General features: G+C 63.2%; 16 protein-coding genes. 6 read left to right on the top strand and 10 right to left on the bottom strand.

Annotation, left to right across the window (positions count from 1 at the left end):
• Positions 1 to 4: 4 nt before the first annotated feature.
• The gene (locus IPL79_18920) at positions 5 to 1,177 is read right to left on the bottom strand and encodes a cystathionine gamma-synthase (protein ID MBK9073046.1); all 1,173 of its coding nucleotides are present in this window, start codon (positions 1,175 to 1,177) and stop codon (positions 5 to 7) included.
• Positions 1,178 to 1,196: 19 nt separating this feature from the next.
• On the bottom strand, positions 1,197 to 1,679 hold the full coding sequence (locus IPL79_18915) for a hypothetical protein (protein ID MBK9073045.1): 483 nt from the start codon (positions 1,677 to 1,679) through the stop codon (positions 1,197 to 1,199).
• A 65-nt stretch (positions 1,680 to 1,744) separates the two neighbouring features.
• On the opposite strand from IPL79_18915, the gene IPL79_18910 reads away from it, so the two are divergent.
• From IPL79_18910 to IPL79_18885, 6 genes are all read left to right on the top strand, one after another.
• Positions 1,745 to 3,121 carry a BamA/TamA family outer membrane protein gene (locus IPL79_18910; protein ID MBK9073044.1) on the top strand — a complete coding sequence of 459 codons (1,377 nt, stop codon included), beginning with the start codon at positions 1,745 to 1,747 and terminating at the stop codon, positions 3,119 to 3,121.
• 241 nt (positions 3,122 to 3,362) lie between these two features.
• Complete coding sequence (locus IPL79_18905; protein MBK9073043.1) at positions 3,363 to 8,300, top strand: hypothetical protein; 4,938 nt, start codon at positions 3,363 to 3,365, stop codon at positions 8,298 to 8,300.
• Between the two features lie 92 nt (positions 8,301 to 8,392).
• Positions 8,393 to 9,349, top strand: coding sequence for an ATP-binding cassette domain-containing protein (locus IPL79_18900; protein MBK9073042.1), 957 nt, complete (start codon positions 8,393 to 8,395; stop codon positions 9,347 to 9,349).
• Complete coding sequence (locus IPL79_18895; GenBank protein MBK9073041.1) at positions 9,346 to 12,210, top strand: Gldg family protein; 2,865 nt, start codon at positions 9,346 to 9,348, stop codon at positions 12,208 to 12,210. Before IPL79_18900 ends, IPL79_18895 begins: the two co-directional genes overlap by 4 nt.
• A complete protein-coding gene (locus tag IPL79_18890; GenBank protein ID MBK9073040.1) occupies positions 12,207 to 13,181 on the top strand; it encodes a DUF4340 domain-containing protein in 975 nt (324 codons plus the stop codon). Before IPL79_18895 ends, IPL79_18890 begins: the two co-directional genes overlap by 4 nt.
• Positions 13,182 to 13,228: 47 nt before the next feature.
• The gene (locus IPL79_18885) at positions 13,229 to 14,581 is read left to right on the top strand and encodes a carboxypeptidase regulatory-like domain-containing protein (protein MBK9073039.1); all 1,353 of its coding nucleotides are present in this window, start codon (positions 13,229 to 13,231) and stop codon (positions 14,579 to 14,581) included.
• A gap of 53 nt (positions 14,582 to 14,634) precedes the next feature.
• Here the strand turns inward: IPL79_18885 and IPL79_18880 are convergent, their stop codons facing one another.
• The 8 genes from IPL79_18880 to IPL79_18845 are packed head-to-tail and all read right to left on the bottom strand — an operon-like array spanning position 14,635 to position 23,974.
• The gene (locus IPL79_18880; protein ID MBK9073038.1) at positions 14,635 to 15,426 is read right to left on the bottom strand and encodes a kinase/pyrophosphorylase; all 792 of its coding nucleotides are present in this window, start codon (positions 15,424 to 15,426) and stop codon (positions 14,635 to 14,637) included.
• Between the two features lie 20 nt (positions 15,427 to 15,446).
• Positions 15,447 to 16,673: a radical SAM protein gene (locus IPL79_18875; protein MBK9073037.1), complete on the bottom strand. Its 1,227-nt coding sequence runs from the start codon at positions 16,671 to 16,673 to the stop codon at positions 15,447 to 15,449.
• Entirely contained in the window at positions 16,673 to 16,891 is a 219-nt protein-coding gene (locus IPL79_18870) for a hypothetical protein (protein MBK9073036.1), read from the bottom strand. The genes IPL79_18875 and IPL79_18870 overlap by 1 nt, the downstream gene beginning before the upstream one ends.
• Positions 16,888 to 18,285 (bottom strand): sigma-54-dependent Fis family transcriptional regulator, encoded by a 1,398-nt coding sequence (locus tag IPL79_18865; protein ID MBK9073035.1) that lies wholly within the window; start codon positions 18,283 to 18,285, stop codon positions 16,888 to 16,890. The genes IPL79_18870 and IPL79_18865 overlap by 4 nt, the downstream gene beginning before the upstream one ends.
• A 3-nt stretch (positions 18,286 to 18,288) precedes the next feature.
• A complete protein-coding gene (locus tag IPL79_18860; protein ID MBK9073034.1) occupies positions 18,289 to 19,158 on the bottom strand; it encodes a hypothetical protein in 870 nt (289 codons plus the stop codon).
• Positions 19,159 to 19,173: 15 nt separating this feature from the next.
• On the bottom strand, positions 19,174 to 20,181 hold the full coding sequence (locus IPL79_18855; protein ID MBK9073033.1) for an arginine N-succinyltransferase: 1,008 nt from the start codon (positions 20,179 to 20,181) through the stop codon (positions 19,174 to 19,176).
• Between the two features lie 19 nt (positions 20,182 to 20,200).
• Complete coding sequence (locus IPL79_18850; GenBank protein MBK9073032.1) at positions 20,201 to 21,073, bottom strand: polysaccharide deacetylase family protein; 873 nt, start codon at positions 21,071 to 21,073, stop codon at positions 20,201 to 20,203.
• 9 nt (positions 21,074 to 21,082) lie between these two features.
• A complete protein-coding gene (locus IPL79_18845; GenBank protein ID MBK9073031.1) occupies positions 21,083 to 23,974 on the bottom strand; it encodes a tetratricopeptide repeat protein in 2,892 nt (963 codons plus the stop codon).
• Between the last annotated feature and the right edge of the window lie 16 nt (positions 23,975 to 23,990).

Genomic DNA, 23,990 nt, shown 5'->3' with positions numbered 1-23,990 from the left:
GCGGTCACGCGCCGCGGGCGGCGGCAAACGCGATTTCGAGGTCGGCTTGTAAATCTGCGACGTCTTCGATGCCGACGCTGAGGCGAATGAAGCCATCGGCGATGCCGAGCGCGGCGCGGCGCTCGGGCGGAATGCTGGCGTGGGTCATGATCGCTGGGTGCTCAATCAGCGACTCAACGCCGCCGAGTGACTCGGCCAGCGTGAACAGCTTGCACGCCGATAAAAAGGCGCGCGCCTCTTTGAGGCCGCCGCTGAGCACAAAGCTGATCATGCCGCCAAAGCCTTTTTGTTGCCGCATCGCCAGCGCGTGCTGTGGATGGCTCTCAAGCCCAGGGTAGATGACCTTTTGCACCTGTGGGTGCGCCTCAAGCCACGGCGCCAGGTAGCGCGCATTTTCTTCGTGGCGCGCCATGCGCACGTGCAGCGTCTTGGTGCCGCGCAGCACCAGCCACGCGTCCATGGGCCCGGCGACGCCGCCGCAGGCATTCTGCAAAAACTTCAGCCGGTCGTTAAGCTCGCTATTGGCCGTGACCACCGCGCCGCCGACCACATCTGAGTGACCGTTGAGATACTTGGTCGTGGAGTGACAAACGATGTCAGCGCCAAGCGCCAGCGGCAGCTGATTGTATGGCGTCATGAACGTGTTATCGACCACCAGCAAGAGCTTGTGCTTGCGACACACCTCGGCCACTGCCGCGATGTCGATCAGCTTGAGCATCGGGTTAGTCGGCGTTTCCAGCCACACCATCTTGGTGTTTGGCCTCACCGCGGCCTCGACCGCTGCGGCGCCAATGACCGGATCGACATAGCTGAACTCAAAGCCGTGGCGGCGAAACACCTTGTCAAAGACGCGAAACGTGCCGCCGTAGAGGTCGTCGGTGGCAATCACATGCGCGCCGGTGTCGAGCAATTGCACGATCGCCGTGGTGGCCGCGAGACCGGAGGCAAACGCCAACCCATGTTTGCCGCCTTCGAGCGCCGCAATATTGTCTTCGAGCGCATAGCGCGTTGGATTGTGCGAACGCGAGTATTCAAAGCCCTTGTGCTCGCCGGGCGCAGTTTGCGCATACGTCGAGGTGAGATAGATGGGCGTCATCACGGCGCCCGTGGTCGGATCGGGTGACTGGCCGGCGTGAATTGCCTTGGTGCCAAACCCTTGCTGATTGTTGTTGGCCATCGACGTGTCCTTTGCCTGCTTAGTACGCTTCGCTGTTGGTGTGCGCGCGCTTCATCTTGCCGACGGCGGCTTCTTTGATTAGATCGCGCATGCGTTGGCCGCCGAACTTGGCGACGATCTTGTCGTCGTACTCATCCGCCATCAGCGCGACGTCGCGCAGCGTCGCCAAAACTTCTTCCTTGTCGAGCGTCTTGCCGCCAAGCAGCGTGTGCGAGAAGACAACGCTTTCGATAGAGGGGTCCCAGCCGAAGGCGCCGAAGCGCAAATGCGAGTTGAGTTCGAGGAGTTGCAGCGCAAGTTCGCCCGGCACCTGGATGCCGGTGACCAGTTGCGAGGCGCAGCGCACCATTGCCTTGTCGTGACCCCACGCCACCACCGACACCATCACATAGGCCGAGCCCTGCTTAATGATGTAGAGATTTTCGTCGACCTGCTCGAAGGCAGGGTTTCCTTGGAGGGCACTTTCGATAGTGCGACATGTAGTTGTGACGGCCGCATTCATGATTTGGGTCATACCACGGGTCGGCATCCCTTGTATGCGCCGGCAAGCCACCAGATACTAAGTTTATGCCGCGTAAACTGGCCAGCTTTTGCATGCTTATCGCGCTCGCCCTCGCGCTTGGGATCGGCGCCGGGCGCGCCCATGCCGACGGTGAGGTCATCAAGCAAATCGTCGTTGAGGACAACAGCAAGACCACCGACGAAACGGTGCTGCTTATCGCCAACGTCGAGGTGGGCGATACCTGGACGCCGGCGCTCGGTGAGCGCATCAAGCAAGATCTTATCTCCAGCGGGCTGTTTAAGAAGGTAAGCTTTTTTTGGGACCCGCTGCCAACCGGCGGCATCAAGCTCTACATCTCCGCCAAAGACAAATTTTCATGGGTCGCGGCGCCGACGTTCTATTGGCAACCGACCAACAAAGGTGGCGGCGTCGGCTTTGGCGAAAACAACCTGTTTGGCGAAAACAAGAAGCTGCTGATGTATGGCCAGATCGCAACCGGCGATACGTTTTTCATCGGCGCCTACGTCGACCCGTCCATCGCCGGCAGCGCGTTTCGCTGGCAAACCGATGTCTATCTGCGCTCGGGGCGAATTTTTGAGTATGCCTCGCCTAAAAAGTTTCTCGACGATCCCAAGGCGGTGCGCGAGTCGCGGCTGCAGTATCTAAACGCTGGCGTTAAGGTCGGCGTCGAGCTGTGGCGTGCGCTCGGCATGGACGTCCGCCTGCGCGGCGCGCGCGTCTCGTACAAAAATGTCGGCCTAGCTGACGGCGCGACCATCGAAGATGTCACCGGCGACGCCACCGACACCGAGGTGCCCGCGCCTGGCCGCGAAGGCTACGATGTCTCGACCGAATTTTCGCTGACGCTCGACAAGCGCGCCGACTACTTCGGCATTGCCTCCGGGTACCGCGTCGGCTTTAACTACGAGCAATCGGTAGACCAGCTCGGCTCAGATTTCAAATACTGGTACGGCACGTTCACCGCCGAGCGCTATCTACGCTTTGGCAAGCAGCAAAAGCAAAACCTCGTCATCAAGACCAAGGGCATGTACGGCCACGACATTCCGTTTCAGCAAGAGTTTCAGTCGGGCGGCACCACCATGCGCGGCTACAAGAACAGCCAGTTTCGCGGCGATTTCCGCGTCGCCTCTAATCTCGAGTACTCAGTGCCCATGTTCACCGTCGCCGGCGTGTCCTTTCGCGGCCTGGGCTTTTGGGATTCAGCGTACACGGCGTTTCTTAACGACGAGCACAACACCGACACGCGCCACTACCTGCCAGGCGCCGGCATCACCGGCCTGGCGCCGTGGAAAAACTCGGTCGGCGCTGGCATCCGCCTCTACATGAAGCAAATCGTCATCCCCTTGCTTGGCGTCGACGTCGGGTGGGGCCTTGAGCGCGGCGGCTACGAAATCTACATGGCCATCGGCCTCACCGACTAGGCGTCGCCACTACGCTCGACGCACTTGTTAGCGGCGCGCGCACTTGCCGCAAAACCACATGTATGACAAGCGGATGCGGCGTAGGTGCATCGGGATGTCGGCACTTATATGTCTTCCATTTCTTGCGCAAAGATCCGGTATTTGCTTAGAAAACGCGATTCAGTCGCAGTATCCTAGGTGATGTCACATTTTGCGTTGGTGACTGCGTTAGCCAATTCAACAACGTGACGGGGGAAAACATATGAAGCGTATCAAGACGTCCGCGACCCATCTGCAACAAACGACGAATCGCAAGCCCGCGCCACTCGGTTGGTTGTTGGCGGTGGTTTGCGTCGTCGCGTTTGCGATCTCGCTACCACCGGAGCTCGCGTACTCAGAGCAGTGCGTCGACAACGAGGCGTTTGATTACGGGCAAGGCGGCTCAGGCAACACGCTCGACCTGTTGACGCAAAAGAGTAATGCGATGACGTTCGACGCCGGCGCCTCCGCGCTGCGTCTCAATTACGTTGGCGGTCAGTTCTCGTTGGCAAATTTTTCGTATCTCAGCGCGATGTCATTCGGTGCCGCGGCCGACTTCAACAGAGACGGCTTCGACGACTACGTCGGCGCGCCGCTTAAGAAACGGTGTCAAACCTCAGCCTCCACCGACTGCACCACGCCGGCGCCGTCTAGCTTCAAGAACCATTCGGCGTCGTCGGTGTATCTGTTCATGAACACCACCAAGAAGACCACCAAGCGCAACAAGCTCACGGGCGGCACGTGCGGCCAACCCGGTGCCACGTATGCCATCGTCACCGAGGCGGTGGGAACGCCGTGGAACGAGTTCACGACGCAAAATGTAGACTGCAATTTTGAGGGCGATTGGCAGACCGTCAAGAATTCCGAGGATCCCAAGCAATATCTCGTACCCGACTTCAACCACGGCAGCGCCAACAGCGACAGCCAAGCCACGGGGTTTGCCCTGCCGTACCCTGGCAGCACGGTTGAACCCGACAGCGGCGGCGATCTGGTGCGCAGCCTTTTTACAGGCGACTTTAACGGCGACACGTGGCCCGACGTTGCCGTGATCGGCTCGCGCGACTACAAATACCCCACGGGCGGCCAAGCCGGTACGTTCGTCTACGCCAAGATTTGGCTTAATCGCGGCGCCGCATGCGGCCACAGCGAGGCCGACACCAACTGGCGACTTTGCCCCGCGGGTAGCGCCTACGCCGGGCAATCGCGCTTTGAACCCGCCTACGACGCCTTGGCGTCGGGCTTTGATACGACCAAGCTAAATCATATTGGCTGGGGCACCAAGACCACCGCAACGGGTAACTTTAACAACGAAGACACCTTTGCCGACGTGCTCGTCGGCGTCAACCCACTCGGCAACGCGTCCGGCGCCACCGGCAAGATTGCCAAGCTGCTCAACAATGTGCAGCTGCCTCAGCCGCAGTTCGTGTTTAACTCGTATCTTTCCTTTGTCGTTGGCGGCGTCACCTCCGAGAATGTGTTCGCCACCTCGGACGTATTTTCCCAGGGCCCGACCGGCGACAACCTGCGTGCACGCGTGCCGGTGTTTGCCATTGGCGACATCAACAACGACAACAAGCAAGATCTGGTCGTCGGCTCGCCTGCCACCAAGGGGCTTAAATCGTTTTCCGGCCAGGATGCCTACCCTAATGTATTTGTCTATGACTCAGTCCAACCCGCAGACGTCGCGGTCGAGACCAACTACGCCGCCGCGCCTACAACCTGTACACTCAACTCGTCATACACAAGTAGCGCCTGCACCAACTTTGGCGATACCAACACCTCGCCTCCGCGGCAAGGCTACTCCCTCTTCAAGGGCGCCGTCACGGGCGCCGCGATGGCTGACACGGACCTCGACGGCGATCTGGACATCATTATTGCAACCGACGGCGCGGTTGGCGTCCCGCGGGCCTATGGTCTAGGCACTCCCGTGGCTGCCCAGCGCGCCGACGGCGGCCATGTCTTCATGTTCGCGAACACCAATTCCTCACCCGGGACGACGAGCTTGGCGAGCGCGCTGTCGTTGTCGGCGGTGGGCCGCTCGACCGGCACAAATAAGGACTTCGACGTCATGCTCGTTCTTGACTACGATAGCGTTAACCATACGCCGGACATTCTCTCGTATGACGGTAACAACAGCGGTTCGACGTCGCTCATTCCCAATCGCGTCCGTGGCACCACGTATCCCGAATGCGGCTGGACCGTGTCAGAAATCGTCGACCTATCTGGCCTTGGCAATGGCGAGTATGCCGCCCGGCGCGTCGAGCTCGACGCTGACTCTGCCTCGGTAGGGATCGACACCGACGCGAAATTTCAGCTGTGGGTGACAAATACCCCCGTCGATCCAGTCAATCCGCAAAACCCAATTGGCGCTGGCACCTGGGTGCAAACCATCCGCGGCACGGGTCCCTTCCCCGCCGGCAACGGCTGTGCGGTCGGATCGTTTTGTGCCGACTTTGACGACCTCTCGGGCCACGACTTGCGGTGGGCGGCGCGTTTTTGCTCGTACGACAACTACACCAAAACGCCCAAGCTCACCGGCCTAACCATGGACTTCACGTTCGAGGCTGCACAAGAAATCGCCAAGGGCGGCACCATCGAATCCAATGGCGTGATCTTTCAAGGTTCGTATACCAACCCCGGCTTGCGCGGCAAGCTCTACGCCGTCAATGCCGGCTTTAGCACCAACGATCCCGATGCCGAATTATTTGAGGCTTCTGCAAAGCTGGCGGCGCGCGCGCAGCCGCGCGATCTCTTCACCGCCACGGCCCAGGGCGGCCTTGATTCCGCAGGCAACCCCGCAGGCGTCAACGCCGCGGTGCTCACCAAGCTCGACTTTGATGCAGCGACCATTGGCCCGATGTATGCGGACCTCCTGCTGGCGGATCAGGCCCAGGCAACCACGATGGTAACGTGGATGAAATCCAAGCGCTTCGGCGTCGCAGGCGAGCGCTCCATGCTCGGCGCCATCACCGAAGCCACGCCGGCGATGATGCAGCCTCCCGCGTTGCCACTGTGGTACACCGAGGGCGGCTCACAGGTGCCACTGGACACCAAGATCAAGTTCGAGGCCTTTAAAGAGGCGAAGGCGCAGCGCGTCTCACAGGTGTTGGTTGGCAGCCTTAACGGCTTTCTCAGCTCCTATTATGTTAAGGCGCCCTTTAACGGCAGCAATAACGGCTTTGAGCTTTGGGGCTATATGCCTTCTTCCGTGCTCAGTGGTGCCTATGGCGACTGCGTCGCATCGTCGAGCACAGATCCGCAGGTGTGCGCGGCCTCGCAAGGTGTGGGCGAGCTAGCGATTAGCAACTTCGTCTCCGGTTCGGTGACGTTGGCCGACGTGCTCGACCCAACCGCCGATTCACTCTTTAAAACCGTGGCCATTATCGGCGGCGGCTCGGGCGGCACGACGTATACCTATCTCGAACTAAGCCACTCGGAATACGCCGGCAAACCAGGCTCGACCGGCTATGACTCGGTCGCCAATGATTGGCAGCCAGGTGACAAAGTCAACGGCCCGTTGCCCAAGTGGCAATTTGACCCAACCATCGACTTGTCGGTGAAGGCGTCGTACTTCCCTGGCCTGCCGGTTGAGTGGCTTGAGTTTTTTGGCTGGGCCAACCACAAGGCCGTTATCGCGCGGGTATCGATCCATGCGAAAAAGTCCTACGTCTATTCGGGTGGCGGCTTTGGAACGGCGGTGACCCTCGACCCGAACGTGATCAACGATCCGTTTGTTTGTACGGAGAGAACCGTGGGTGGTGGCGGTGGTGGCGGCACAGTCGCAACCGACCCCGTTCCCACCGACGGCAACACCCCAGTTTACTTCGGCCCTGGCGACAACGAACAAACGATCGTCATCCTCGCGGGTTCGAACTCGCCACAAGTGTTGCAGGGCGGCTCACCGCCGACGGGGCATCCCAAGACCGTGGACGGTGGCGGCACGGCCGTGCCGGCTGGCGAGACTGCGATGGCCAGCGAACTCGATCAATGGTGGGAAAAGAACGAGGGGCGTGGCGTCACGGCGCGTCGCGCCAGCGACGGCAAGACCATGTGGCGATGGCTGACGCTTTGCCCGGTCTCGTCAGACCCTGTGCTATTTAACCAAGCCTTCGAGGACCAAATCGCCCTCGGGATGGGCGATAACTATGGTGGTCTAGGCGGCGGCGGCGGCGGTAGTGGTGGTAGCGGCGGCGGTGGCTTTGGCGGCGGCCCATCCGGCGGCGGCAGCGGCGGCGGCCTAGCCTACCAAGCCGTTCATTCCCCGGGGGCGTGGAAGGGCTACGTCAATCGCATGGCGTTGTTCGACTCATGCGGCTACGGCTACATTATTAACCCCGCCGTCGAACTCGACATTGACACAGAATACGCGCGCGCAAATCCGTGGTTTACGTGGCTGAACTATCCGGGGCACCACGCCGACATCGGACGGGTCGCGGGCGTGCGCATGTCCAACTGCAACGGCGCGGTCGATCCGGCCGAGTGGGGCGCATGGTTTTCAACCGCGCGTGAATTTGGCCATCGCGTGCCGATTTCGGGCACCATCGCGGTCAAAACCATTCTCGATGACGCGAAAACGTTTGTGTTTTTTGGCACCGGTGGCTTTAACTCCGCCGGTAAGGAGGCCGATTTTGCCACCGGCTTGCCGAACTACATCTACGCCGTCGACTCGACGCGCAACATGGGGATGGCGGCCATAACGGGCAACGGCGCCGTGCCGACGGCGGCCTCGCTGGCGTCGCCATTTGTGCCGGCGGCGGGCGAGACGGACTCGATGGTGCATACCAAGATGTCGTTGCTCGGCCCAGACAACTTAATGTACCGCTCCTTCGGCGGCGTCATCGTCAGCGACTTCCAAGCGATCTTCTCGGTCTCGGTGGCGCATGTCGGCTGTGATAACCCGGGCTATAACAAGCTCATCGCCATGAGACTCGACCAGGGTAGCGACAACCCTTTTGCGGTCAACGAAAGCACAAGGCGGGAGGGCGCCGTCTACGGCTCGATCTACGGCTCGGGCAACGCGGTGTATTTTGCCACCGTTTCCGGGGATATTAATCGCATCGGCGACGCGGCGGGCCAGTCAGGTGGGGGCACCGGCGGCAACGGTAGCGGTTATCTCGGCGGCGACGGCCTCACGATGGGCGCGTGGAACCAGATCTTCTAACCCGTAGCGCCTAAGCGCCCGCGGCGGCGGCCGCGACTTACCCAGCCTGGGAATACCCCGGCTGGGTCTTTTTGTTCCATACTTACGCTGACATGAATGCCATAGAAGTTTCGCAGGCCTGTAAGCGCTACGGCGCGACCACGGCGGTAAGCGAGGTCTCGTTTACCGTCCAGCGCGGCGAGGTGATTGGCCTGCTCGGGCGCAACGGGGCCGGCAAGACAACGCTGATGAAAATGCTGACCGGCTACCTGCGGCCCGATAGCGGTCGCATCGCGGTGCATGGCGTCGACGTCGTCGCCGACCCAGTCGCCGCGCAACGCCATATCGGCTACTCGCCGGAAAACGCGCCGTCTTACCACGACATGACGGTGCAGGCATATCTCGGCATGATCGCCGAGTTACGCGGCCTAACCGGCGACGCGCGCCACCGCGGCCTCGCCGACGCGATCGTCGCCACCGGTTTAGAAGAACGCCTGCTGCAGCCGATTGGCAAGCTCTCCAAGGGGTTTCGTCAACGCGTCGGCATCGCGCAGGCAATCGTGCACAAGCCCTCCGTGCTCATCTTGGACGAACCGACGGCAGGGCTAGACCCGACTCAGGTGCTCGAGATCCGCGCGCTCATCGCTGGGCTCGCGGCCACCGCGACCGTGCTACTTTCCACTCACATCTTGGGTGAGGTGCAGGCCAATTGTCGGCGCGTCATTATTATCGAGCGCGGACAGCTGTGCGCCGACCGCGCGTTGGCGGAGCTTACGGCGCAAAACGCGGTCATCGTCGAGTTGGCGAGCGATCCACGCGCCGAAGCGACCTTGCGCGCCATCAAGGGCGTCACCGGCGTGCAGGCCGTCGGCGCCGCCGCCGCGGGCTACCAACGCTGGCGCGTCGTGGCCGCAGGCGACCACGACCTGGCCGCCGCGATCTTCGCCGCGGTGGCCGTGCCGGGGCTCGCGGTGCGCGAGCTGCGCGCCGACGACAAGACGCTTGAGCACGTGTTTGCCGAGCTAGCAGGGGCCGCGGCGCCAAGCGCAGCCCGGGGGGCACGACCATGAGCCAAATCGTTGCGATCGCAAAAAAAGAGCTACGTGGCTTTTTTGCCTCACCGGTGGCGGTGTTGTTCTTGGGCGGTTTTCTCGCCTTGGCGCTGCTTGGATTCTTTTGGCAACACAAATTTTTCGCGCGCGGCGTCGCCGATGTCCGCCCGCTGTTTGAGGTGCTACCGCTCGCCATGATCATGCTGGTGGGCGCGTTGTCGATGCGCCTGTGGGCGGAAGAGCAACGCACGGGCACCATCGAAATCTTGCTGACGTTGCCGGTGCCACGCCACCGCCTGGTGCTCGGGAAATTCATCGCGGGCCTGGCGCTGATTGCGCTCGCGCTGGCGATGACGCTTGGGGTGCCCCTGACCGTCGCCATGCTCGGCGACCTTGACTGGGGACCCGTGATGGGAGGCTACACCGCCGCATTGCTGCTCGCGGCGGCCTACCTCGCCATCGGCATGTGCATCTCCGCAACCACCGACAATCAGCTGGTCGCGCTGATCGGCACCGTCTTGGTCTGCCTGCTCTTGTACGTGCCGGGCACCGAGCCGGTGACCCAACTGGTCGGGCTCGACGCCGCCGCGTGGCTACGCAGCGTGGCGACGGGCAGCCGCTTCGAGAGCATCTCGCGTGGGGTTCTCGATGCGCGCGACCTTGTCTACTACCTCAGCCTCACGGCGGCCTTTCTCGCGCTCAACGTCTATATGTTGGTGCGCCGCAGCTTTGGCACGGGCGAAGGCGATCGGCGCATTCGGTGGCAGGCACGCCTGGCGGTCGCCCTCGCCCTCTGCAACGCCCTGCTCCTCAACGCGTGGATGGCGCCGATCACCGCGGCGCGCGCCGACCTAACCGCACGCGGCGACTATAGCCTCTCGCCCACCACCAAACATATCGTGCGCGGCTTGCGCGAGCCCTTGCTCATCCGCGCGTATTTTTCGGATAACCTGCCCTCTGAGCTCAAGACCTTTGTCCCGCGCATCAACGATACGCTGGCCGAATTTCAGATCGCAAGCGGCGACAACATCACCATCGAGCGGCTCGACCCGACGCGCTCCAAGGCCTTGGCCGATCGCGCCAAGGCAGAGTTTGGCCTCGAGTCGCGGCCATTTCGCGAGCTGTCGAAGAATAAGGACGCGGTGGTGAGCGCGTATTTCTTCGTGGTGCTCAAGCTCGGCACGCACAGCCTGGTGCTCGACGCGACGAGCTTTCTCGAGGAAAAAATCATCGAGAACAAGCTTACCTACCGCCTTAAGTCGGTGGAATACACGGTCACCGGCGCGATCAAAAAGCTGGCGGCGACGGGGCAGAATCTTGGCGAGCGCGTCAAGGCCTTGCCGGTGCCGCCCACCATCACCGCCTATTATTCACCGGACCTATTGCCGCCGCAATTCGTCCAGCTCCCGGCGACGTTAGAGTTGGCCATGCGCCAGCTCAGGCAAGAGCTCGGCGATGGGCTAACCTTTGCCGCGGTCACGCCACCACCAGGCGTCGATGCCGAGGCATTTTTTGCCACGCATGGCGTCGCCCCGGTGTTTAAGCAGGTCGAATCCGGCAAGCCCGCCTTCTTTACGCTGGCGGTGACCAGCAATGGCCGGACGTCGCGCGTGATGCTGGATGCGGCGCCGACGTTGTATACGCTCAAGGACGGCATCCGCAGCGCCATTCGACGCTCCATTCCAGGGTTCTCTAAGGTGGTTGGGCTCTGGGTCCCTTCGGCGCCGCCACCGCCGCCGGCGCCGGACGGCAAGTTACCAACGCCTGGCGTGGCGGCCCCGCCTCCGCCGCAGGCCTTCGAGACGTTTGGCACCGCGCTTATGCAAAGCGACTACGACGTCGCCCTGTTGCGGGTTGCGACCAGCACGTCGCTGCAGCTCATCGACGTCCTGGTGCTCGCCGGGCCCTCGGCGTTGTCACCGGCCGAGGTGCGCGCCATCGATCAATACGTCATGCATGGCGGCTCGCTGATCGTGCTCGCCGGGCGCTATCGGCTCGCCCGCGGCGAGGGCGAACGCATTAGCGTCGAGCGGGTCAATACGGGGCTTGAGGACATGCTGCGCGCCTGGGGCATCGACGTCGCACCCTATCTGGTCCTCGACGAGGTGGCCGACCAGTTTCCTTCCCCGACCGCCAGCGGCCAGCTCGAGATGCGGCCGTACCCCTATTTTGTCCGCATTGATGGCCGCGCGATGAACGAGGCGCATCCAGCAACCTCCGACGTCGCGTGGTCGGTGATGCATTACGCCTCGCCGCTTGTCGACGCCAAGACCAACGGCCCCCTGCCGGCGCGGCTTGGGGACATCGAGGTGACGCCGCTGCTGCATTCGTCGCCGCGGGCGTGGACCGACACCAACGTCGACGTGCATCCGGATCGCACGCGCACGGCGACGAACGCCACGGCGGCCCTGGCGCTAAAACCGCCCTTCGTGCTCGGCGTCAGCCTCACCGGCACGTTTACCAGCCATGCGGCGGCGCAGGCCAAGGCCCTTGGCGTGGCGGACCGCGGCGGCGACCAGCTGATAGCCAAGTCGCCACCCAATACGCATGTCGTGGTGATCGGATCATCGGCCTTTGCCAGCGACGAGCTGGTGACGCTGCTGACCTCGCTGGACAATCAGAGCGGCTATAACAACTTGCTGTTCTTGCAGAATCTCGTCGACTGGGCGGTCAGCGACAACGACATGCTGAAGATTCGCGCCAACTCAACGCACACCCCGCTGCTAAACCTTGCCGATGACGCGACGGCGTTTTGGGAGTATCTCAATTACGCGATCGCCGCCGCGCTGTTGGCGGCGGCCTTGCTCATCGCGTGGCTTCGGCGGCGCGCGGTGCGGCCATGGCCGATCGCGGCGTGGCGCAAGGCAGGTGAGTCATGAACAAACTAAATAAAACCTTGCTCGCGCTGGGTGTGGCCCAAGGCATCTTGTTGCTCGCCGTTACGCTCGCGCATCGTGGGCCGTCGCTCGACGTGCGGCGGCTAGTGCCCGGCGCCTCCGAGGCCTCGATCACCGCGCTCACCGTTTGGGGACCACCGATGCAAGGGATGAAAGATGGCCGCCCGACCGCGTTACCTGGCGCCACCGTCGCGCTCGCCCGGCGCGGCGACAAATGGGTCATGACGTCGCATGACGATCATCCCGTCGATCTGGCAAAGATCGAAATCCTCATCGCGGCACTGGCGGACGCCGAGGCAAGCGCCCCCATGACCAACGATCTTACCCGGCACGCCTCGCTGCGCGTCGCCGACAATGAGTACGATCGCAAGCTCACCATCGCGATGGGAGGCCGCGAACAGACCCTGCTCATTGGGCTGACGACCGGGCAGACCGCCGCGATTCGCCTGCTCGGCAAGGCAGAGGTCTACGAAAGCACGCGCATCACCCCGTGGAGCGTCGCCAGCGCGCCTTCGGGCTGGATGCACAAGACGTATGCGCAGTTCGCGCCGATTTCCTTGCAGGCGATTGAGCTCACTAACTCGAGCGGCACCTGGCGCTTTGATCGCGCCAGCGGTGACTGGCGGCTCTTGCTCGGCGGCGGGCTCGTGGTGGCACCGGCCGGCGCGGTGCTCGACCAGGAGCTTATCCGTCAATTGCCAAATCTCGCGGCCAATCTCACCGCCGTCGGCCCCGCCGATCCAAACTTCGCCCCGCCTGCCGACGCGGCCAAGGCCTTGTTGACCGTGTATGCGGCGGGCGAGGCCTCGCCGCAGCGCTTTGACATCGTTGAGGCCGGCCCGAAATACTATTGGCTCCGTGCACAGGGCCGGGCCGACGCCGTGCTGGTGGAGCGCGAGCCACTGTCAAATGTTGTCAACCTGTCAATCGAAACCGTTGCGCGGCGCCCGTAGCGCCTGGTGGATTCAATAATTCGCGCCAACTGCGTTACACTGCGGCCATGCAACGCCGTGCGGCAAAAAGTTTTCTAGGATGCCTGCTGCTGGCGACGGTCGCGTGGCAGGGCTGTACCCCGGTAGGCAGCCAGCCACCGCCCGAACCACCTCCGCCGCCAATACCAGATGGCCCCGCTACGGTGCTCGTGCTGGCCTCAAACGGCAATGGGGCCTTGCCGGGCGTCAATGTTGTGCTCAATGACGCGGACGGTGGCTACCTCGCAACCTACGTCACCGACGACGATGGCATCGCGACCATAAACGACGTGCCCAGCGGCGCGTCGATCACCGTCGTCCAGCAAAATGAGGGGCAGTACTCGATGACGACCATCTACGGGATCGAGCCAGAGGATGCCTTGGTCGTCGGCCGCCGCGCCGGCCGCGATTGGACCTATGCCGGTTCGATGGAGGTGCTGCTGCCACCTGGTCCCGGCAGCGCGAATGACTACACCTTGCATTCAAAGTGCGGCGAAGAGTGGCTCGGCAACGACACGTCCGGCGCCATCGATTTTTTTGCGTATTGCGAAGCAGGTGAATTTTCGGTGTTCGCCCTGGCGCAAGATTTGCCACTTAGCTCGTTCAGCATCGTCTCCAGCGGCCACACGTTTATCGCCGGTGGCACGATCGATCTAACCGCGAGTTCTTGGCAAGTTGGCAGCGAATTCCCGGTGGCGCTGACCAATCTGCCACCTGGGCTTAGCTACATCGCCGCCGAGTGGGCGGCAACCGAGCAGGGCTTTAAGCTCGGACGTGGCAATGCCCTTGACGATCTCGAGGCCTCGCCGACCGCGATTACCCTGGGCGTGCCCTCGCAATATGGCGGCGACGGCTCGGCCGTGCTCATCGATATTCATCGCAGCGGCGCGAGCGATCAATTCATCCGCGAGCAACGCACGGCGCATCGCTACGACAACACCTACCCCAACATGGCGCTGCCCATGCTGTCGTCGCCGGTTTTCGATTTTGCGAGCCAAACCATGAGCTGGAGCCATCAGCTTCCCGGCGCCGACGCCGACGCCTTTCGCGGCCTCCTGTCGTGGTCGACCGGGCCAGCCGAGGCGCCCACCTACTATAATTGGACGTTCATTGGTCCGCCCACCCAAACCTCGATGCGCGTGCCTACGCTGCCCCCCGACCTCGGCGACCTTATACCAACCTATAATGACACCAGCTCCGACTTCTGCAACCAGTCTGGCTGCCCGCATATCGAGCTCATCGAAACCGATCTAGCCGAAGGCTATCGCGCCATGCGCCAAGAGCTCGATGTCGACTATTGGCGCCTCATCGATCTCCATGGCAACGTCAGCGGCCTGCCGCCAGAGCGGCGCATCCGCATCAGCGGCGCGTCGCTCGATTAACGGCAAGCTCCCGGCCACGCGGCGAGCCGGTAGCGCCAAGTCGCGCTGGCAGCCTATGACATGCGCGAATTATAGATGCGCATGATGTCGGCGGCCGTCTCTTCGATGGCGCGGTTGGTGACGTCGATGACCGGCCAATTGTGGTGTTTGCGAAACATGTCGCGGGCAAAATTAATCTCGGCCTCGATGTGTTGCCGGGTGCCATAGCTGGCGTCCTCGGGCATGCCCAGGTGCTTCAGCCGCGCCTGGCGAATGCGCGACAGCGTGTCGGGATTAATAATAAGGCCAAAGACGCGGCGATCGTCGCATTGCCCGAGTTCTTCCGGAGGATCGATGCCGAGCACCAAGGGCACGTTTGCCACCTTGAGGCCACGCTGCGCGAGATAGGTCGACAGCGGCGTCTTGGAGGTGCGCGAGATGCCGACCAGCACCAGGTCGGCCTTGGGCAGGTTGCGCGGCTCGGCGCCGTCGTCGTTTTTCACGGCGAATTCGACCGCCTCGATGCGGCGAAAATATTCGTCGCCGATGGTGTGGAGCAGGCCCGGCACGCCGGCCGGCGCCGCGCCGAGAAACGTCGACAGCTTGGTGATGAGCGCGCCGATGAGATCGACAGATTCGACGCGATACTTCTCAACCAGCTTGGCGAGGAGTTCGCGTTCTTCGGCGTTGACCACGGTAAACACCACGAGGGAGCCGGTTTCGGCCGCCTTGGCCACGAGCTCTTCGCACTCGGCTTGCAAGCGCACGCGCGAGTAGGTCCGCACCTGCACGGCCGCGTCGAATTGCATGGTGGCAGCGCGCACCATGCGCTCGGCGGTCTCGCCGGTGGCGTCGCTGATGATCATCACGGTCTTCATCGCGATGTTCATACCACGGGCAAATGGCGGCGCGCAGGGGCCGCGGGCGCACAATCAACGACGCGCGGACACTCTGGGTCGGGTGCGCTCCAGTCGCGCAGCGTGTGGCCCGAGACCACCTTGCAGCCGCCGCGACAGAGGTCGACATAGGTGCACGTGCGGCATGGATCCGGCAAGTCGCGCCACCTGCGAAACGGCGCAAACTGTGCCGGATCGGCCCATGCCGCCCCAAGATCGTGGAGCGAGACTTTTTCGCCCCCTAACCCTGGTGGCGCAAAGCTGCACGCCGACACCCAGCCCTGCGCCTTCGCGCCCACCAAGAAATCGCCGGCGGTGCAGCCATAGACACACAATTGCGCGAGCATCTCGCGCGATGGCTGATGATGCGTAAGCATCGGCACGTACGAGCAGTCGACCTTGACCCGAATGCGGTGACGTTTCGCGGCGGCCAAGATCGTCGGCAAAAAAAGGCGATGCTGCGCCTGCGTACACGCCATTTCGGCGTAGGCGGCGCTGCCGCGGCCCGACGGCTTAAACCGCAGCAGCTCGACCTCCGCCAGGCGCAAGCGCTTGGCGAGCGCAAAGATTTGGGGTAGCTCGGCAAAATTTTTGCGCGTCACCACGACATTAATACCGACCTCGCGCTTGCGGCGGCGCAGGGCGCGCAAGGCCGCCACCGCGCGATCAAAGCCATCAAAGCCTCTTACCGCGCGATACGTGTCGCGCAGGCCGTCTAATGAGACGTTGATCTGACCAAACAGGGGCGCGTGATCGAGCACGTTTTGCAGCCCCTCAAGGCCGCTCGTGGTGAGATTAGGCACCAGGCCTCGCCTGCGCGCATGCGCCGCGACCTCGCCGAGCCACGGCAAGATTGCGCTCTCGCCGCCGCCCAGCGCGACGTGAAACACGCCCATGTCGGCGAGCACGTCGAGCGCGCGCTTCCATTCTTGCGCGCCCCACTCATCGTCGCGCACTTGCGGCGAGGCCCCCGTATAGCAACCCGTGCACCCTGCGGCGCATTGGTTGGTCAGCTGCAGATGGGCCTCGAGCGGCGCCGCGAGTGGCTGCGCGCCAATCACCCCATCGGTGGCCTCGTCGACCCAACGTGCGCCACCGTCTATGCCGTGCCGCTCCGCTAACGCGCGATCGACGAACACCAAGGCACGGGGACGCTCAAGCTGGACGATGCCGCCAAAGGCCTCGGCGCGGTGAGGCCGCGGCCGCCACCACGCCATTACGGCGCCTCGGGAGTCGTTGCCGGCGGTGGCGCATCGTCGATGGCTGGGGCCGCGCCGCGCAGCCGTCGCAGATACAACAGCCCCGACACCGCGGGCGTCAAGATCGCCAGCGCCGAGGCCCCGAGCAAGAAGAAGGTGACGTCGACGCCTAGGCTCGACGAGTTCGGATTGTAGCCCCACTTGACCGCGAGGATGCGCCCCTTGCGCGGCGTCATGTGCCCTCGTGCTCGTCGCGCGAAATCCCCAGCGCGCGCAACTTCTTGTGTAGGTTGGTTCGTTCAATGCCGAGCGTCGCGGCCGTCTTCGAGATATTCCACTCAAAATCCGCCAACCGCATGCGGATAAACTCGGCCTCGATCTCGTCGCGAAATTCGCGGAGGTTGCGATCGGCGTAGCGGCGCAAATACGCCTGCGCCTCGGCGTTGGGCGCCGCGGCGGCCACGGCGGGCGCCGCCCGCAGGTACGCCGGCACATCCTCAACGCGGATCACGGCGTCCGCCATGATGACCATGCGCTCAACGACGTTGCGCAGCTCGCGAATGTTGCCCGGCCACGCGTGGGCCTGCAAGAGCGCCAACGCCGCCTCATCGATGCTGCGCAGCGCGACGCCATTTTCCTCACACGCCTCTTGGATAAAGGCCTCGACGAGCAAGGGAATGTCGTCGCTGCGCTCGGCGAGGCGCGGTGAATGCAACGGGAAGACGTTGAGGCGAAAAAACAGGTCTTCGCGAAACGTGCCTTGCTTTACCATGGCCTCAAGATCTTGGTGCGTCGCCGCCAAGACGCGGGCATCCGTCGTCACCGAGGCCTCGCCGCCGACGCGGGTAAACTCGCCGGTCTGCAGCACGCGCAACACCTTGGCCTGCGCCGATTGTGCCATGTCGCCGATCTCATCGAGAAAAATCGTCCCGCCGTGCGCCACCTCAAACAGGCCGCGCTTGCGTGCGACCGCCCCCGTGAAGGCGCCGCGTTCATGGCCAAACAGCTCGCTCTCGATGAGCTCGGCCGGAATCGCCGCGCAGTTGACCTTGACGAAGGGGCCCGCGGCCACCGCGCTCTGGCGATGGATCGCGCGCGCGATCAGCTCCTTGCCGGTGCCGCTTTCGCCCGTGATGAGCACGCGCGTCTTGGTGCCGGCGACGCGGCCAATCTGCCGACGCACATGGTCCAGCGCCGCGCTCTTGCCGAGCAAGGCGAAGCGCCCGTCCACCGAGTTGCGCAGCGCCGCGGCCTCACGCATGAGCGCCACGCGTTCCAGCGCGTTGCGCAGCGACACCAACAGCCGATTGCGATCGAGGGGTTTTTCAAGAAAGTAAAAGGCGCCAAGCTTGGTCGCGGCCACGGCATCATCAATCGCCGCATGGCCCGAAATCATGATGATGGGCACGTCATATTTCGCCGTCTCGCGCAGCTGCGAGATTAGCTCGATGCCGTTGTCTGCGCCCAGCTTGACGTCGAGCAGCACGCAATCTGGAACAACGTCGACGAGGCACGCCAGCCCAGAGGCGGCATCCTGCGCGGTTTGCACCTGGTGGCCCTCGCCTTCCATCACCATGGCGATGGTGCGACAAATATTTTTCTCGTCATCGATTACGACTATGTTCGCCATGAGTTACGCTTTCTGTTTGCGCCGAGCGCCCCTGACCGCGAGCACCAAGCCCGCCGCCAAGATCACTCCGCCCAGGAGATAGAACGGCAGGCGCGCGGTTTTTCGCGGCGCGATGGCCAGCGCCGTCGCGGCGTCGGCGGCCGTGGCCCCTCCCACAGTTTGATCCCCTGCCCCCGTGGTCGCTGGCGATCGCGGGGGCACGACAAAGGCCATGCGCTCGTTGGTCGGCACGTCGCTGCCGACGCGCGCTAGGGCATCATCGCACGCGCGTTGCGCCTCGGCGGCGCCGGCTTCGTTGGCGTCGAGCGCATGAAAACACTCTGCATACGTCAGCGCGATACCGCCCGCGCTTTGCACCGCCACCGCGGCTACCGTCGAGGTGACGCCGGTGGCGGCATTGCGCCATGACAGATCGAGGCGCCAAGCGCGCTTATCATCTTGGGTTTGCCGATCGTCCGCAACGGTCACTACGTCCCCGGCATTGCGGCTCGCCGTAAGGCCAGCGCCCAGCCAATCAAAGCTCGCGCGCACCGCCTCGCCCGCGGCGATGCCGCCTGCCTCCGGGGTTTGCGCCGAGTGCAGCACCCCAACTACCAGCGCCAACTTCGGCTCCGTTCGCACATACGACTGAACGGACGACGATTTTAGGTCGAGCGAGAGCCCCGCAAAATGGCGCTCGCTGAGCACGTGCACGCCGACGACGCGCGCATGCTCAGGGTCAAACTGCCAAGGCGCCGGCACAAAGGGCGCCACCTCCCCTCGCTCGTTTGCGCCGGCCTGGCCGACGGCGCCGCCCAGCACGAGCATCGCCAAGGCGCACGCCGTGGCGTTCGCAACCTCGCCACGCATGTGAAATCCACCAAGGCGCTGCATGCGGTCGTTCATACGTTAGCCCGCAAACACTGTCCACACCTGCTGGCCAGCGCCCACGCCAAGGGTTGTTGCCTGCGCCGCGGAAAGCACCAGCGCCTCGCCATCGACGCCCATGGGCCCACAAATGGCGCGAAACGGGCTTGCCTGATGCGCCGCGATGCCCCAACTGCTCGCCTCCCCCTCGGCGATCGTAAGCCGCCGGGTTCGGCTATCGCGCACGATGGAAATCTCATCGGTCGACGCAACATAGTGCGGCCCGCCGTCAAAGGGATCGATCTGATTTGCATAGCGAAAGCCGACCCGCTTGAGCATTTTTTCGACGCCCAAGGTCTCGGTGCCAACCCGCCCGATGATGTCGCGCACGGCCTCGGGCAAGAGCGCGGTATGAATGGGATCATCGGGAAACAGCGCCGTAATAAACTCTTTGTTGTGCTTGGAGATCCGATCGGCCTCTTGATAGGTCAGGCCGGTAAACAACTTGCCAACGTGCTCCCACAAAAGGCTCGTGCCGTCGGCCTCCAGCGGCGGCAGCAGCTCGGACACCACCACCTCGCGAAATAGGGGGCGATGCATGGCAATGAATAAGAACCGCGCGTACGACAAAAATCGCCCGAGCGCGCTTGGATTGCCACGATACTCCGGCAACAAGATCAGACCGCCAATTTCGGTGGGGCCGTTATAGTTGTAGCCAATTCGCAGCGTCTGATGCACGAACAAGCGATCGAGCGTGTACGAGTAGCGCTCTTCGGGTTCGACGCGAAAAAAAATGTGCGGCGCGCGTTTGGTGCCATGTTGCGCGTGCACCATGCTGGTGCCAATCACGCGATGCGTCGCCAGGTCCTCGAGCACGAACAGATACTCGCGCTCCGCCACCGGGACCTGGGCCGCAAACGACGCCTCCGATAGCTCCAAAATCGCCTGAATCGGCTCGCGCTGCGCTGGCAAATTGACGGTGTCGAGGTATTCGGCAACCGCGAGAATTTGCTCGAGATCCTCGAGGTTTGATTGTCGCATCAAGAACATGGCGCGCCTGGGGCAAACCTTAGCGCATTTTATCAGGGGCGGCGGGCGCCGCCGCGGCAAACGAGGCGAGAATCGCGGCGCTTGCCGTCCCCGCCTGCGCCGCGGCATCTGCGAGCACCTGGCCGAGCCCGCTGCGCGATCGCTCCCACGCCAGCTCCGTGCCCTGCACGATGACCAAACCGCGCTGCCCGATGACGCGGCGGCGTGCATTCTCGGCCTCAATCCAATCGAGGATCATCGGCAGCGCCTTTACGGATTCGACCTTGGTATCGTGCAGCAAGACCACCGCCCGGCCTCGCAGCACCGCCAACTTGGCGATGACAAATTGCGCCGTGGCCTCTGCCGACATGCCGGGTTGCCATTCCTGCGGGTCGATATCCCAATGAATGTTGGGCATGCGGCGCTCGAGCAAGAGCGCCTCAAGCAGCGGGCACCGGGTGCCATAAGGCGCGCGAAACCAGTCAATACGCATGCCAGTATGCTTGATCAGCAGCTGCCGGGCATCATCGATTTCCTTGGCAATCTGCGATTCGGTCAGGCCCAGGCACAGCATGGGATGCGTCTGCGAATGGCCCGCGATAATATGGCCCTCATCGACCGCACGCCGCACCACCGCCAGGCGCGCCGGCGAGGGCGCCTGGACGCGCCAGCCAACCCAGAAGAAGACCGCACGGATCCGGCGCCGCGCCAGCTCATCCAAGATGAGCGTCGTCGTGTCCTCGCGTGGCCCGTCGTCAAAGGTAAAGATTACCTCAGGGGCGCCACTCGCCGAGGGCCCCGCCGCAGGTTGCGGCCATACCTCGGCCGCCGCCTGCGAAGCCGCCAACGTCGTCAGCGCCGTCATCAGGCTTACCAGCAACGAGACGATTTTTCTTGAGGCTCCGCTGGCCACAGTTGCTTCCTAGTCGTCGGGAAATAAATTATCGAGGGCCTGCTCGGCGTCGTCGGTCGAAGACATCGCGCGCCCCTTGCCTTGCGCCGAGCGATCGCCGCGCAATTGTGCCCGCCGCTTGGCGACATCGGCAAAATTGGGCAGCTGCTCTTCGATTTCGGCGAACAGCGCATCCGCGGTCTCGGCTTCGCCAAGCTCTTGATACGCCACCGCCAACTCGTAATGCAGGCTCATCTGCTCGTTGCTCGAGATGCCCTGTTCGCGCAGCCCGCGCGACAGCTGATCGATGGCGCGCCGATGTTGGCCTTGCAGGCGCAGGCACATGCCGACCATCAGGATGCATTCGCCGATGCGATAGTCGCTCGCCAGAACTTTTTGAAACGAGGCAATCGCATCGTCGTAAAGGCCCATCTCCTTGTAGGCTAGGCCCAGATCGTACTGCGTATCCAGATCGTGGTCTTCGACCGGTTTTTGCAACATCACCGTGGGCTTAGTGAATTCGCCCGGACCAGTTGCCGGCGCACCGGACACCTTGGTCGCGGTTTCTTGACGGCTCGAGATCGCGGGCTTGCCGCCAGCGGCCGGAAATGACGGCACCGGGCCACGCGGCGACATCCCCGGGGGGACCGTGGCGGCGGTAAATGCCGTGGCGGCCGGTGGGCCTGGTGGTTTTTGCGGCGCCGGCGAACCTTGCGCGGCGCCGGCCGCTGATAAGTCGATGCCCAGCTCTTCGAGCTTGGCGCGCACCAGCGGGTGCCGCGGATACCGCGCGGCTATGCGGCGCATGATATTGGTGGCCTCTTCGAGGAGGCCTTGGCCTTCGTAGAACTCGGCCTCTTCGAGCTCATCTTCGAGGCTGGCGCCACCTGCCGCGGCGTCGGCCTGCGCGGTCGGTTCCGAGCCGGTGCTGGTCGGCTCGTCATGACCCTTGGTAAAGACCGGAGCCTCATCTGCCGTCAGGTCGGCGTCGAATTCCTTGGCGGCGTTGCGATCAAAGGGCACCTCGTCGATCTCAAAATCTGACGCGGCCTCGAGTTGCTGATCGATGCTGTGTTCGATTTCCGCAGGGCTCATCGCCATGCGCCCGCGGCTACCGGCGGACACGGCTTGCGCCGCCACGCGGGCCGGCAAACCGCCGCTCTGGCTCACCTCACCGAGGTCGGCGCTGAGCACTTCTTCAAAGCCGACATCCTCGGTCTCGGGATCAACTGTGCCTGTATGCAGATCGTCGGGATCGAAATCAAACTCGCTATCCTCGCCGAGCTCGACCTCAGGGACGTCGGCTAGGTCGAGGCGATACCGCCGCGCCAAATCATGCGCCGCCTGGTACCCCGCATCGACGGTGAGGAGCTCGCGCAGGTACTGCTCGGCGCGCTCGGGATCGCTGGGCGAGAAAATCTCGGCAAGCTTGAGCAACTCGGCCAAGGCATCGTCTTCGCGCCCGGTTGCCAGGTAGACGTCCTTGAGGCGTTCATGACCTTCGACGTTCTCGGGATCAAGCGAGAACACGCGCCGCAAGTGCTCCAGGGCCTTGGGAAACAGCTTGTACTTGACGTAAACATCGGTCTCCGACAGCAATTTGCTTAGCTGGTCGGCGTGGGTCTCGCTCGCCGATTCCGCGCGCGCCTCGACGCCAACCGAGCCAGCCCGAGACAGCGCGCGCGCGGTAGGGGCACCCGTGGTGCCGGCCCCGCTCATGCTGCGCGTCTTGGTGTCGTAGTCCGGCAAGGAAAATTCCGGCACCAAGTTAGTGTCCTTGGTCAGCGACTCGGCGCCGGTCCGATTGAGCCGAGGAGGCGGCTCGGGCGGCGGCGCCATAGACGCAAGCTTGGTGCTCGACGGCGCCGGCGGCCTTGCCGAGGAGGTGGCGCGCGCGGCCCCGGCATACGCCTTGGCCTCGGCGTCGTTGGGATCAAATTGCAGCACGCGGCGATGCGCCGACACCGCGAGATCGCGCTCTCCCTTTTGTTCATGGATGCGCGCAAGCTCTTTAAGAACTTGCACCGCCTTGGGGGCTTGCTCGCTCTCGCCGAACGCCTCGGCCATCAGGTTAAGCACCGCAACGTCCTGCGGATCTGCCTTAAAACAGATCTGCAGCTTCGCGAGTGCGCGCCGCGGATCTTTGCGACGCATATAAAGCGTGGCTAGCTCGCGCGTCAGATCAATCATGTCAGGGCGGTGCCACAACAGGCGCTCCGCCACCTTGAGAAAGTCATCGGTGCGACCGGCCTTGCGAAGTTGCTCGCATGCGACGGTAAATTCGCGCACGGCGTCGACCACGAGGTCCTCTTTGGAATATTGCTCGGCCAGCTTAATGCGTGGCGCGATGTCTTCCGGCGCGAGCTCGACCACGACCTTAGCGACCTCAAGCGCCTCACGCCCGCGCCCATCGCGCAAGAGTTGCGTGCTTACCGCCTCATAGTGTTGCATCGCTTCGGAATTCATCTCGAGCTGCACATAGAGATCGCCGAGCCGCCGGTTGATCTTGATGAGCGCCGGATCGAGCTTGAGAATTTGTTTGTAGACGGCAACCGCCTTGAGCGAGAACCCTTGGCCTTCATAGAGCCGCGCCGAGCGCTCGTAGGCCTCGACGGCCTCGGCCTTGCTCCCTCGCTTGGCGTAGAGATCACCGACCTTAAGCCACACCCGCACGTCGGTGGGGTCTTCTTCGACCAGGCGTTGGTATTCCTTGATCGCTTTGTCGATCTGACCTTTTTCGGCGAACTTTCTCGCCGACTCCATGACCTTTTCTTTATTTAGCGCCATGGCGACCGCCTCCGCGCGCGCGCGCCGAGGCCGCGCCAACGCGCGGCGCAGGCCGCGAGGCTCGGCGGCCTGGCGGCGATCGTGGCGGGCTTGGTACGAGGCGTTGGCATAGCGAAAACTAACGGTGGGCGACAACGCGGCAAGTGCCCGC

This window comes from Myxococcales bacterium (assembly GCA_016716835.1).
In the GTDB taxonomy this organism is placed as follows: Bacteria; Myxococcota_A; Polyangia; order Haliangiales; family Haliangiaceae; genus JADJUW01.
This window is presented reverse-complemented; position numbering and strand designations above follow the sequence as displayed.

Excerpts from the sequence above, each read along its gene's own strand:
- IPL79_18910 (MBK9073044.1), top strand. The coding sequence starts at position 1,745 with ATGCCGCGTAAACTGGCCAGCTTTTGCATGCTTATCGCGCTCGCCCTC.
- IPL79_18855 (MBK9073033.1), bottom strand. The coding sequence starts at position 20,181 with ATGTTCTTGATGCGACAATCAAACCTCGAGGATCTCGAGCAAATTCTC.
- IPL79_18890 (MBK9073040.1), top strand. The coding sequence starts at position 12,207 with ATGAACAAACTAAATAAAACCTTGCTCGCGCTGGGTGTGGCCCAAGGC.
- IPL79_18870 (MBK9073036.1), bottom strand. The coding sequence starts at position 16,891 with ATGACGCCGCGCAAGGGGCGCATCCTCGCGGTCAAGTGGGGCTACAAT.
- IPL79_18895 (MBK9073041.1), top strand. The coding sequence starts at position 9,346 with ATGAGCCAAATCGTTGCGATCGCAAAAAAAGAGCTACGTGGCTTTTTT.
- IPL79_18900 (MBK9073042.1), top strand. The coding sequence starts at position 8,393 with ATGAATGCCATAGAAGTTTCGCAGGCCTGTAAGCGCTACGGCGCGACC.
- IPL79_18885 (MBK9073039.1), top strand. The coding sequence starts at position 13,229 with ATGCAACGCCGTGCGGCAAAAAGTTTTCTAGGATGCCTGCTGCTGGCG.
- IPL79_18865 (MBK9073035.1), bottom strand. The coding sequence starts at position 18,285 with ATGGCGAACATAGTCGTAATCGATGACGAGAAAAATATTTGTCGCACC.
- IPL79_18905 (MBK9073043.1), top strand. The coding sequence starts at position 3,363 with ATGAAGCGTATCAAGACGTCCGCGACCCATCTGCAACAAACGACGAAT.
- IPL79_18860 (MBK9073034.1), bottom strand. The coding sequence starts at position 19,158 with ATGCAGCGCCTTGGTGGATTTCACATGCGTGGCGAGGTTGCGAACGCC.
- IPL79_18920 (MBK9073046.1), bottom strand. The coding sequence starts at position 1,177 with ATGGCCAACAACAATCAGCAAGGGTTTGGCACCAAGGCAATTCACGCC.
- IPL79_18875 (MBK9073037.1), bottom strand. The coding sequence starts at position 16,673 with ATGGCGTGGTGGCGGCCGCGGCCTCACCGCGCCGAGGCCTTTGGCGGC.
- IPL79_18915 (MBK9073045.1), bottom strand. The coding sequence starts at position 1,679 with ATGAATGCGGCCGTCACAACTACATGTCGCACTATCGAAAGTGCCCTC.
- IPL79_18880 (MBK9073038.1), bottom strand. The coding sequence starts at position 15,426 with ATGATCATCAGCGACGCCACCGGCGAGACCGCCGAGCGCATGGTGCGC.